Source organism: Pseudomonas sp. Z18(2022), from assembly GCF_036346535.1.
Lineage (GTDB): Bacteria > Pseudomonadota > Gammaproteobacteria > Pseudomonadales > Pseudomonadaceae > Aquipseudomonas > Aquipseudomonas yamanorum_A.
In genome coordinates, this window is sequence record NZ_JAOTOA010000028.1 from 62,970 (window position 1) to 74,099 (window position 11,130).

Consider the following 11,130-nt stretch of genomic DNA (forward strand, 5'->3'; position numbering starts at 1 on the left):
ACTTTTGCGCTGTTCAAAAGTGAGCCGCTGTAAGAGCGGAACCCATATCAGCCATCCCCTAAATAACGGATATGTACCCCACCCAAACGAGCAAAAAAAAGCCCCACAAATGCGGGGCCAAAAAGGTGCAGCAGTCATGCTTTAGGGCGCTTGTCCATCACATGGCAAGCCTTGCCCTCAGACCGCTTGATCGAATGCAGCGGCTGCAAAACGATACGCGAGCTGATCCCGATATACGTCTTGATGTGCTTGCTCAACTCACTGGCCACAGCTTTCTGCTGCTCATCATTGAGATGCTGATGCTCAGCCTTAAGCTCCACATGCACATCAACGCTGTCCAGGTTCCCATTACGATACAGATGTATCTCATAACACTCTGAAAGCTGTTTTATTTTGAGCACCTGCTCCTCAATCTGCGTGGGAAACACGTTAACCCCGCGAATAATCAGCATGTCATCACTACGCCCGGTGATCTTGTCGATACGCCGCATCGGCCGCGCAGTCCCCGGCAGCAACCGCGTCAGGTCCCGGGTGCGATAGCGAATCATCGGCAGCGCCTCCTTGCTCAAGGAGGTGAACACCAGTTCACCCATCTGCCCATCCGGCAGCACTTCACCCGTCACCGGGTCGATGATTTCCGGGTAGAAGTGATCCTCCCAGATCGTCGGCCCGTCCTTGGTATCCGCGCACTCCATGGCCACCCCCGGGCCCATGATTTCCGAGAGCCCGTAGATATCCAGCGCAGTGATCCCCAGCCGCGCCTCGATGGCACTGCGCAACTCAGCAGTCCACGGCTCGGCCCCAAAGATCCCCAAACGCAACGCCAACTTGTGCGGATCAATCCCCTGGCGCTCGATTTCATCGGCAATGTTCAGCATGTACGAGGGCGTGACCATGATGATGTCCGGCTGGAAATCCTTGATCAGTTGCACCTGCTTTTCAGTCTGCCCGCCGGACATCGGAATCACCGTGCAACCCAGGCGCTCAGCGCCGTAGTGAGCACCGAGGCCGCCGGTGAACAGCCCGTAGCCATAGGAAATATGCACCTTGTCGCCACGCCGGCCACCGGCAGCGCGGATCGAGCGCGCTACCACATTGGCCCAGGTGTCGATGTCGTTCTGGGTGTAACCCACCACCGTCGGCTTGCCGGTGGTGCCGCTGGAGGCGTGCAGGCGCACCACCTCGTTCATCGGCACGGCAAACATGCCGTAGGGGTAGCTGTCCCGCAGGTCGCTCTTGGTGGTGAACGGGAATCTGGCCAGGTCGTCGAGGGACTTGATGTCATCGGGGTGCACCCCCAACGCGTCGAAACGCTGACGGTACAGCGGCACATTCTGGTAGGCGTGGCGCAGGCTCCAGCGCAGGCGCTCCAGTTGATGGGCGCGCAGTTGGTCGACGCTGGCGGTTTCCAGCGGGTCCAGCACAGGGTTAAGCACGGCGTTTGGAATAGGCATGTTCATGAGTTCACTCGAATTATTTTTGTGTATCAGCCCACCGCACACCGTGGGCTTTGAGTGCATGCCCCAAGGATACCGCTAGGTTCCTCGGGAATCGCGAATCTTTAGTCGGACAACCGCTCGATGATCAGTGCGATGCCCTGGCCCACGCCGATGCACATGGTGCACAGGGCGTAGCGGCCGCCTCGTTCTTCCAGCTCATGCAGGGCGGTGGTCACCAGCCGTGCGCCGCTCATCCCCAGCGGATGGCCGAGGGCGATGGCGCCGCCGTTGGGGTTCACCCGTGGGTCGTTGTCCCCCAGGCCCAGTTCGCGCAACACCGCCAGGCCCTGGGCGGCGAAGGCTTCGTTGAGCTCGATCACGTCCATGTCCGCCAGGCTCAGGTTGGCCAGTTCCAGCACCTTGCGGGTCGCCGGCACCGGGCCGATGCCCATGATCCGTGGCTCTACGCCGGCGGTAGCCATCGCGACCACCCGGCCGCGGGCAACCAGGCCGTGACGCTTGGCAACTTCCGCGCTGGCCAGCAGCAGGGCGCAGGCGCCGTCGTTGACCCCGGAGGCGTTGCCGGCGGTGATGCTGCCGCCTTCGCGGAACGGCGTGCCGAGTTTCTGCAGTTGCTCAAGGGTGGTGTCGCCGCGTGGGTGTTCGTCGTGTTCCACCACCTTGGCCGGGCCTTTGCGCTGGGGGATTTCCACCGCGACGATTTCCTTGGCCAGGCGCCCGCTGGCCTGGGCCGCCGCTGCCCGTTGCTGGCTGCGCAGGGCAAAGGCATCCTGGTCGGCGCGGGAGATGTTGAACTGCTCGGCGACGTTTTCGGCGGTCTCCGGCATCGAGTCGATCCCGTAGGCTTTTTTCATCAGCGGGTTGACGAAACGCCAGCCGATGGTGGTGTCGTACAGCTGCGCATCGCGGGCAAACGCCTGCTCGGCCTTGCCCATCACCAGCGGCGCACGGGACATCGATTCCACACCGCCCACCAGCATCAACCCGGCCTCGCCGCAGCGAATCGCCCGGGCCGCGCTGCCGATGGCGTCCAGCCCCGAGCCGCACAAACGGTTGAGGGTGGTGCCCGGCACGCTCACCGGCAGCCCGGCCAACAGCGCCGACATGCGGGCCACGTTTCGGTTGTCTTCGCCGGCCTGGTTGGCGCAGCCGTAGATCACATCGTCGACGCGGCTCCAGTCCACTTGCGGGTGGCGGCGCAGCAGTTCGCGCAGCGGCACCGCACCGAGGTCGTCGGCGCGCACGCTGCTCAAGGCGCCTGCGTAGCGGCCAATCGGGGTGCGTACCGCGTCGATGATCAAGGCGTCATTCATTCGGATTCTCCTGCGCCAGCACCGTGCCGCGCACTTTGTAGGATTTGCCATGGAACAGCGCAATCAGCTGGCCCAGTTGGTTTTCGATACGGACGTCGTAGTTGCCGGTGCGGCCCGAGCGGCTTTGCTCGCGGCAGTCGGCACTCAAGGTGTCGCCCAGGTGTGCCGGGGCGATGTAGTCGATGCTGCAACCCAGCGCCACGGTGGCGTCGTTGTAGCTGTTGCAGGCGAGGGCGAAGGCCGAGTCCGCCAGGGCGAACAGGTAGCCGCCGTGGCAGGTGCCGTGGCCCTGGATCATGTCGGCGCGCACGCTCATGCCCAGGCGTGCGCAGCCCGGCGCCACCGAGAGCAGGCGCATGCCCATGCCCTGGCTCGCGGCGTCGCGGCTGAACATGGCCTGGGCGCATTGGTTGGCCAGGTTCATGGCTTCATGGTTGGTCATGCAGTGCGCTCCTTTCAGCGGCCCTTGAAGCTTGGGCTGCGTTTTTCCATGAAGGCGGCGACGCCTTCGCGGTAATCCTCGCTGCGCCCGGCCAGGCGTTGCAGGTCGCGCTCCAGCTCCAGCTGTTCATCAAAGGTGTTGCTCAGGCTGGCGTTCAGGCTGCGCTTGATCAGCGCCAGGCCGTAGGTCGGTTGGGTGGCCAGGTGGCGGGCCAGGGTCAGGGCTTCGTTGCGCAGTTCGGCGTCGTCCACGCAGCGGTAGATCAGGCCCCATTGCTCGGCTTGTTCGGCGCTCAGGCGATTGCCCAGCAGGGCCAGGGCCTTGGCGCGGGCCATGCCCACCAGGCGCGGCAGGGTCCAGGTGCCGCCGGAGTCGGGGATCAGGCCGATCTTGCAGAACGCCTGGATAAAACTCGCCGAGCGGGCGGCCAATACGAGGTCGCAGGCCAGGGGTATGTTCGCGCCGGCCCCGGCGGCTACGCCGTTCACCGCGCAGATCACCGGCAGGGGCAGGTCGCGCAGTTGGCGGATAAGCGGGTTGTAGAACTTCTCGATGGATTCACCCAGGTCCGGCACCGCGCTGCCGGGTGCCACGTTGCGGTCGCTGAGGTCTTGCCCGGCGCAGAAGCCACGACCTTCGCCGGTCAGCAGCAGCACGCGCACGTCGGGGTTTTCCTGAACCAGCTTCAGTGCCTGCTGGACCTCGCCATGCATCTGCGCATTGAAGCTGTTGAGCTGGTCGGGGCGATTGAGGCTGAGCAGGGCGACGCCGGCCTCGATGGAAAACAGGATGTGTTCGAAGTTCATGGTCGTGAGGCCCTCACGGTGCACGCTCGGCGGTCAGCCGGCTCATTATTGGATCGGCAAGGTCTGCCGGTTTTGCCGGAGTATAGCTTTAACGTGATACATAAATGCAATGATAAAATTGGTTTGGTGTGTCTTGTTTTGGAAGGTTTGAAAATGGATTGGTCAGGTTGTTGGCCGGTAAACACCTGATAAATCCCATATTTTATTGGCTTTAAACCGAATACATAGGACGTTTTAGTCTGCTTGGCCGATAGGTGATCCAAGCGATACGCTTTTTCAGCTTTGTGCTTATAAAATGATGTGATACAAAATAAGCCAAGATCGGCATCGCTTTGCGAATACGCCATAAAAGGAATCCTCCATGACCTGCTACAGCCTCGACGGCCTCACCCCGGTGGTCGACCCCACGGCCTACGTTCATCCCTCGGCGGTATTGATCGGCGATGTGATCATCGGCCCTCATTGCTATGTGGGGCCGCTGGCGAGTCTGCGCGGCGACTTCGGGCGTATCGTCCTCGAAGAAGGGGCCAACCTGCAGGACACCTGCGTGATGCACGGCTTCCCGGACAGCGACACGGTAGTGGAGCGCAACGGCCATATTGGCCACGGCGCGGTGCTGCACGGTTGCCGGATCGGCACCGATGCGCTGGTGGGCATGAATGCCGTAGTAATGGACAACGCGCGCATTGGCGCTCGCTCCTTTGTCTCGGCGGCGGCCTTTGTCAAAGCCGGTTTCGAGTGCCCCGAGCAGTCGTTGGTGATGGGCACGCCGGCCAGCGTCAAGCGCAGCCTCAGCGACGAAGAGGTGCACTGGAAGCAAACCGGTACCCGCGAATACCAGCGCCTGGCCCAGCGCTGCCTGGAGCAGATGCAGGAATGCGCCCCCCTGAGCGAGCCTGAAGCCGACCGGCCACGGATCAGCGACAGCGGCCTGCGGCCCAAGGGCACATGAATCGCCTGCATCCCGACGCCGCTAAAAACGGTATATTTTCTCTTTTTGCCTCGGTACGCCCATGTCGTCACTGACACCCCTGAACCAACTGATCACCCGCTTCCAGGAGCAGACGCCGATTCGCGCCAGTTCCTTGATCATTACCTTGTACGGGGACGCCATCGAGCCCCACGGCGGGACGGTGTGGCTGGGCAGTCTGATCCAGTTGCTCGAGCCCATCGGCATCAACGAACGGCTGATCCGCACCTCGATCTTCCGCCTGACCAAGGAAGGCTGGCTGACCGCCGAGAAAGTCGGGCGCCGCAGCTACTACAGCCTGACCGGTGCCGGGCGCCGGCGTTTCGACAAGGCCTTCAAGCGGGTCTACAGCTCCAGCGTGCCGGCGTGGGATGGTTCGTGGTGCCTGGTGATGCTCACACAGCTGACCCAGGACAAGCGCAAACAGGTGCGTGAAGAACTGGAATGGCAAGGTTTTGGTGCGATAGCCCCGACCGTGCTGGCCTGCCCGCGCAGCGACCGCGCCGATGTCAACGCCACCTTGCTCGACCTCGGCGCCCAGGAAGACACCATCGTCTTCGAGACCACGGCACAAGATGTACTGGCCTCCAAAGCCCTGCGAGTGCAGGTGCGCGAGAGCTGGAACATCGAGGAACTGGCGGCCCATTACAGCGAGTTCATCCAACTGTTCCGACCGCTCTGGCAAGCGCTTCGCGAGCAGGAACAGCTTGCGCCTGCGGATTGTTTCCTGGCACGGGTCCTGCTTATTCATGAATACCGCAAACTACTGCTGCGCGACCCGCAATTGCCCGACGAATTGCTTCCCGGCGATTGGGAAGGCCGCGCCGCCCGCCAGTTGTGCCGCAATATTTACCGGTTGATCTACGCCAAGGCCGAGGAATGGCTGAACAGCGCGCTGGAAACTGCCGACGGCCCGTTGCCGGACGTGGGCGAAAGTTTTTACCGGCGGTTCGGAGGCCTGAAATAAGGAGCGACGCTGTTCAGGAGAACGGGTGGAGTGATGTGGCGTAGAGAATAAAAATAAGCCTGCGTGAGGCCTGAACATGATGTCTTCAATTGCACAGCGCTGTGATGGGTTCGACCAATGGATCCATCAGATCAATCAGATCTGCGGCGCGTTTGATGCACAAGTCCTGGGGGATGGTTTTTCCGGGCAGATCCGCGAATACCAGAGCGGCGCGCTGAAGCTCAGCTTTGTCGACGCCTGCCAGGCGCGGCTGTTTCGCACCCCCACGCAAATCGCGGCGGGCGAGGGCGGCAAGTACTTTGCCGTGTTCCAGCTCGACGGCACGGCGGGCATGGCCCAGGGCGACAGCAAGGCGCTGTTGCGCGCCGGCGACATTACCCTGATCGATGCGGCGCACCCCAGCGACTTCACCTACAGCGAGAACTCGCGGCAGTTGTCGTTGATCCTGCCGGCGTACCTGGTGGAGCAGACCTTGCGCTTCAACCCGGTCAAATGCGGGCACCGCATCGAGGCCACGTCGCCGATGGCAATGCTGTCCCGGCAACTGATTTTGCAGGCCACCCAGCAAGACAACCTGACCTTGCAGGAAAGCGAGGCGACGCTGGAAGCGATCATCAACCTGCTGCGCCCGGCCATCAGCCAGGCGGGCGAAGTCGGTGATGCTCACGAGCGGGTGTTTCGCAAGACCCTGGAGTGCATCGACCAACACATTCGCTCCGAAGAGCTGTGCCCTGAATGGCTGGCGCGGGAGGTGGGAATGTCGGTGCGCGGGCTGTACCGGATCTTTGCGCGCAAGGGTTTGGTGGTGGCGCGGTACATCAAGAACCGGCGGCTGGATTTGTGTGCTGAATCGCTGCGCCAATCCAGGGTGGAGGAGAAGCTTTCGGTGCTGGGGTACTCGTGGGGGTTTTCGGATTCGAGTTACTTTTCGACGGCGTTCAAATCGCGGTTTGGCATTGCGCCGGGTGAGTATCGCAAGCAACACGCCTGAACTGTAGGAGCTGGCTTGCCTGCGATAGCGGAGTGTCAGCTACCCATTCCTGGCTGACCCACCGCTATCGCAGGCAAGCCAGCTCCCACAGGGTTCAGTTGGGCATTCCGTCTTCGATCGCAATCCCTTGCGCGCGCATCTCCTTGATCAACCCCGCCCGCGTCCCCGGCAGGTTGAGCATTGCCTTGTGCCGCAACTCAGTCACTTCCGCAGCGCTATAAGGCTGGTAATCCACCGGCGTACTCTTGCCCGCCATCCCGTCCGGGCGCATCAGCCAGTTCAGCAGATCCGCCAGTTGCCCATCGTTCAGCGCCGACTGCGACATCCCCGGCACCCGCACCAAAAACTCCCGGCCACCCGGCACCTTCAGAAAGTTGCCGACAAACCCGGTCATCCTCGGCGTGTCGTTCGCCGCCGAGCCCATGCCGCTGCCCAGATGGCAGCCGGCACACTGCAGCTGATAGTTGGTCGCCACGCTGTACCCGGCCTGGGCGATGGGCGTTTGCGGCGACTCATTACCCGGTGCGTGCTTCTGGTTCGGATTGGGAATCGCCCGGGCCTGGGCGAGCGGGGCGGCGAAGACACACATCAAGCTCAGCAAAAACAACGTACGCATGACAAGCCTCTTTGCACTGACCTGTGGCGAGGGTGCTTGCTCCCGTTGGGCTGCGCAGCGGCCCCAAGATCTTTGGGAGCGCTTCGCACTCCAGCGGGAGCAAGCTCCCTCGGCACAAGGGTGAGTTAAACCGCGACGCCGCGAATGATCGAGACCGTGCAGTGGTAGATGTGGGATTTGGCCGCCAGGCACCAGTTCACATCGTTGTTGTTGAACGGCCGGTACGCCGGTTCTTCACTGTCGTTACGCGTGCACGCGCATTGGGCGCAGCTTTGCTTACCGCAGCAGTCGTTATAGGAAATGATGTAGTCCTTGCCATCCGCCGGGTTGCGGCAGGTGCCGATCCAGGTCACCTGGGACGCCTCGGTGCCCGGTGGGCAGGACGTCACCGACCCGCCGCAGCAACTGCACAGGAAGCCGTCGATGGAGCAGTAGCGCCAGTAGTCGCAGCTGTTCGGGTCGCCCGGGTCACCGGCTTTCGGGTTATCGGCGGCCAGCGCCTTGCTGGTGCGGTCCAGGGGCAGCAGCAGGGGCAACGCGGCGCCTGCGACCATCAGCGAACCCATGCGGGCCAACAATTTGCGCCGTGACGTGGTGTCGGCCAGGCGACGGGTCGAGCGCTCGAATAACAGATCCAGCAATTTCATGAGAGTCTCCCTGCCTTAATCAGTGGCTATGGCCGTGGCTGTGGTCGTGGGGCTGCGGCTGGCTGTTGAGGTATTGCTGCAGCGTGGCGCTTTTCAGGTGTTCGACTTCGAACAGGCTGTCCAGGTGTTCGCGGGAATTGACCAGGCCCTTGGCGCGCAAGGTGCCGCTCTTGTCGATCAGTGCAGCGTACGGCAGCTTGCCGATCTGGTAGGTCATGCCGACTTCCGGGCCGACCACGTAGGTGACGTCGTCCAGCTTGTGCTCGGTGATCAGTGCTTGCTGGGCTTCCATGTCACCGTCGCTGATAAACACCACATCGAGACGGTCGGCCTGTTCCTTGGCGATGGATTTGATCGCCGGCAACAGGGATTTGCAGATCGGGCAGGTCGGCGAGAGGAAGAACAGCAACTGGTTCTTCTCACCGGCATAGCCGAAGTTCACCGGGCGACCCTTGCGGTCGGAAGCAGTGACTTGCGGCGCCGGCTCATTCACCGCCACGCCCTTGTCCACCATCAGCGCGCCAGCCGGGGCGATGCGCCCGTGCAGCACGCCAATCTGGCGCACCAGGCCCATCACGGCGAACGCCAGCGCCAGCAGCAGGACCCACAGCAGTACGTTAGAAACAATCAGGCCTTCCATTGATCACCTACCAATCAGTTTGAGCAGAAGAGGGGAGTTCGCCAGCAAGCCATCGGCGGCGGCGTAAATCAGCAGCGCGACGGCGCTGGCGGCGACGGTGACGAAACCGTCGAAAAAACCCAGGTCACGGGCAATCGGCGACACGCAGGCCAGCAAGGCCACGGCCACCAGTGCGCCGTTGCGCAGCAGCAGGATCGGTCGCAACGGCTGCGCCTGGTCGGGGCCTGCGCAACCACAGTCGATGTCCCGGCGGCCGCGCCACAGGTTGATGCCGATGGCGGCGGCGTACAGCACAATCAGGCCGGCGGCACTGAAGGCTGCCCAGGAACGAGTGGCCGGCACCAGCAGGGCAAAGGCAATCACCAACTCCAGCACCGGAATCACCCGGGCGCCGGGACGGGTCAATGCCTCGGGCAGCAACTGGTAGTCCGCCAGTTGCCGGGCGAAACGTGCCGGTGCGCGCAACTTGTGGGTTGCGGCACTGGCCAGCAACACCGCAATGGCGAGGGCGCTGGCAATGATGAAGATCGGGTCGATATGCATGGCCGAACCTCTTTAGTAGCTCATGATCTGGGTGGCGGTCTTCGCCACCTTGGCCATACTACCGGTGAGTTTGTTGGTCTTCAGGTCGAAGATCTGCAAGCCGCCTTCGACGTCGGCGCCCAGCAACAGGGGCTTGTCGTCGCCGGTGGCCTGCATGCTCCAGACCGGCGTCGGGGCTTCCAGGGTGGCTATCTTTTTCTGGGTCTTGAGGTCGTAGGCCCAAATGATGGTGCTTGGGTCTTCCCACTTCATGGGTTCGTGGTTGTCATGCATCAGCACGTACATACGGTTGAGCTTTGGTGCCACGGCCATCAGTTGCCAGCCACCCGGGGCCCAGCCGGTTTTCTTTTCTGCATCGGTGGTGAGTGACCACGATGGCAGGATTTTCGGGGCATCGCCGGAGAAGTCGACGGGGCGTATCGTGCCGGTGGTGGTGGTGAAGTAGTAGGTGTCGCCTACGTTCACGGCGCGCTCGTTGAGCTTCTCGGCGTTGGGGTCGAAGAAGTGGGTGCGGTTGCGCGAGGTTTCCTGGCCTTGGTCATTCAGGGTGACCACTTGCAGACTGCCGTCGCCGCACAGGGAGGCGAAACGGCGGGTGCCGACCGGGTAGTTGAGCACGCAGCCGGGGATCGCGATTTCGGCGGTGACGGCGCGGGACTGGGTGTCGACCACGGTGACCGAGGTGGACGGGGTGAAGTTGTAGACGTAGACGAAACGGTCGTCGCCGCTGGTTTTCAGGCCGTAGCGTTGGGTCAGGGATTCGGCGCGTTTGTTCGGGATCAGTACTTCCCACGACGGCGATAGGCTGGAGCTGTCCCAGGCGGTGAGCACGTCGGTGCGATCGCCACGGGTGCCGCGGGAATAGTAGATATCGGCGCTGTACAGGGTCTTTTGGTCGTGGCTCAGGGCCGAGGGGGCGGCGAAGCCTGTGGGGACCATGCCCAGGACGCGTTTTTTATCCGGGTCGACGACGGTGACGCGGCCTACGACGAAGCTTTCGAATTCGACGTCTACTACGAAGGCGCGGTGGGCCTCCGGCGGGAAGGCCAGGGTGGTCTGGCCGATGGTGTCTGGCGGTAGGTCCGCTTGGGCGCTGTTCAAGCCGAGTACAAGCAGGCCCAGACCCAGCGCTGACTGTACGTTGATCCTGTTGCTTCGCATTAGGGGCACTCCCTGAATTATTGTGTTTTGCTAATCGCGGGTGCTTTGGCAGATTCTTGCAAGTGGATTCTGCCTTGTGGGGGGATTGCAAGAATTGTTGTGGCTGCCAAGTGGTTGTGTGTCTGTGCCAATGGTTTGGGGTGGGGTGTATATCCGTTATTTTTGTTATGGCCGCTTATGGTTCCGCTCTTACAGCGGCTCACTTTTGAAGAGCGCAAAAGTAAGCAAAACGCTCTTGCCCCACCACTCGGCACCTCGCTAGGGCTCGGTGTGCCCGCACTCCGGCTTTGGACCGTGGGCCGCCGCGATGGGCCATCCTTGGCCCAGCGCGGCTAACCCGGCGTCCTGCCGGGTTACCCACGCTCCAAAGCCTGCGTTCGGCCAGCGTGGTTTAACGGGGCGCCTAAGATCAAGATCAAAAGCAGATCAACAGCAAAAGCACAGCGGCCTGAAAGCCGACCTGAGTGTGGTGAAGCAAAGGCAAAATCAAAATCTAAAGCGGGCACGGTCCACTGTAGGAGCTGGCTTGCCGGCGATGGCATCACCTCGGTGTATCTGATGTACCGAGTTGTCC

At 62.2% G+C, this 11,130-nt stretch carries 12 protein-coding genes; 3 read left to right on the forward strand and 9 right to left on the reverse strand.

What is annotated here, in order from left to right; translation table 11 throughout:
* Window positions 1–134: 134 nt before the first annotated feature.
* The 4 genes from paaK to paaG all read right to left on the reverse strand — a co-directional run bounded on the left by paaK (window position 135) and on the right by paaG (window position 4,021).
* Window positions 135–1,460 carry a phenylacetate--CoA ligase PaaK gene (gene paaK / locus V3W39_RS30520; RefSeq protein ID WP_330213961.1) on the reverse strand — a complete coding sequence of 442 codons (1,326 nt, stop codon included), beginning with the start codon at window positions 1,458–1,460 and terminating at the stop codon, window positions 135–137.
* Between the two features lie 101 nt (window positions 1,461–1,561).
* A complete protein-coding gene (pcaF, locus tag V3W39_RS30525) occupies window positions 1,562–2,773 on the reverse strand; it encodes a 3-oxoadipyl-CoA thiolase (protein WP_259201360.1) in 1,212 nt (403 codons plus the stop codon).
* Window positions 2,766–3,215: a hydroxyphenylacetyl-CoA thioesterase PaaI gene (paaI, locus tag V3W39_RS30530; protein WP_008431049.1), complete on the reverse strand. Its 450-nt coding sequence runs from the start codon at window positions 3,213–3,215 to the stop codon at window positions 2,766–2,768. Before paaI ends, pcaF begins: the two co-directional genes overlap by 8 nt.
* Before the next feature lie 14 nt (window positions 3,216–3,229).
* Entirely contained in the window at window positions 3,230–4,021 is a 792-nt protein-coding gene (gene paaG / locus V3W39_RS30535) for a 2-(1,2-epoxy-1,2-dihydrophenyl)acetyl-CoA isomerase PaaG (RefSeq protein WP_177049010.1), read from the reverse strand.
* A 361-nt stretch (window positions 4,022–4,382) separates the two neighbouring features.
* On the opposite strand from paaG, the gene paaY reads away from it, so the two are divergent.
* The 3 genes from paaY (at window position 4,383) to feaR (ending at window position 6,949) form a co-directional block, all read left to right on the forward strand.
* Window positions 4,383–4,973: a phenylacetic acid degradation protein PaaY gene (gene paaY, locus V3W39_RS30540; RefSeq protein WP_177049011.1), complete on the forward strand. Its 591-nt coding sequence runs from the start codon at window positions 4,383–4,385 to the stop codon at window positions 4,971–4,973.
* Window positions 4,974–5,034: 61 nt separating this feature from the next.
* Entirely contained in the window at window positions 5,035–5,958 is a 924-nt protein-coding gene (paaX, locus tag V3W39_RS30545; protein ID WP_010173615.1) for a phenylacetic acid degradation operon negative regulatory protein PaaX, read from the forward strand.
* 76 nt (window positions 5,959–6,034) lie between these two features.
* A complete protein-coding gene (feaR, locus tag V3W39_RS30550) occupies window positions 6,035–6,949 on the forward strand; it encodes a transcriptional regulator FeaR (protein WP_177049012.1) in 915 nt (304 codons plus the stop codon).
* Window positions 6,950–7,043: 94 nt separating this feature from the next.
* Here feaR and V3W39_RS30555 read toward each other — a convergent pair whose 3' ends face one another.
* The 5 genes from V3W39_RS30555 to V3W39_RS30575 form a co-directional block, all read right to left on the reverse strand.
* Window positions 7,044–7,565 carry a cytochrome C gene (locus tag V3W39_RS30555; protein ID WP_177116242.1) on the reverse strand — a complete coding sequence of 174 codons (522 nt, stop codon included), beginning with the start codon at window positions 7,563–7,565 and terminating at the stop codon, window positions 7,044–7,046.
* Between the two features lie 125 nt (window positions 7,566–7,690).
* Complete coding sequence (locus V3W39_RS30560; protein WP_003208877.1) at window positions 7,691–8,212, reverse strand: methylamine dehydrogenase light chain; 522 nt, start codon at window positions 8,210–8,212, stop codon at window positions 7,691–7,693.
* Between the two features lie 19 nt (window positions 8,213–8,231).
* A complete protein-coding gene (mauD, locus tag V3W39_RS30565) occupies window positions 8,232–8,852 on the reverse strand; it encodes a methylamine dehydrogenase accessory protein MauD (protein WP_177049014.1) in 621 nt (206 codons plus the stop codon).
* A gap of 3 nt (window positions 8,853–8,855) precedes the next feature.
* On the reverse strand, window positions 8,856–9,395 hold the full coding sequence (locus V3W39_RS30570) for a MauE/DoxX family redox-associated membrane protein (protein WP_330213962.1): 540 nt from the start codon (window positions 9,393–9,395) through the stop codon (window positions 8,856–8,858).
* A gap of 12 nt (window positions 9,396–9,407) precedes the next feature.
* Entirely contained in the window at window positions 9,408–10,556 is a 1,149-nt protein-coding gene (locus V3W39_RS30575) for an amine dehydrogenase large subunit (RefSeq protein ID WP_177049016.1), read from the reverse strand.
* Window positions 10,557–11,130 lie beyond the last annotated feature (574 nt).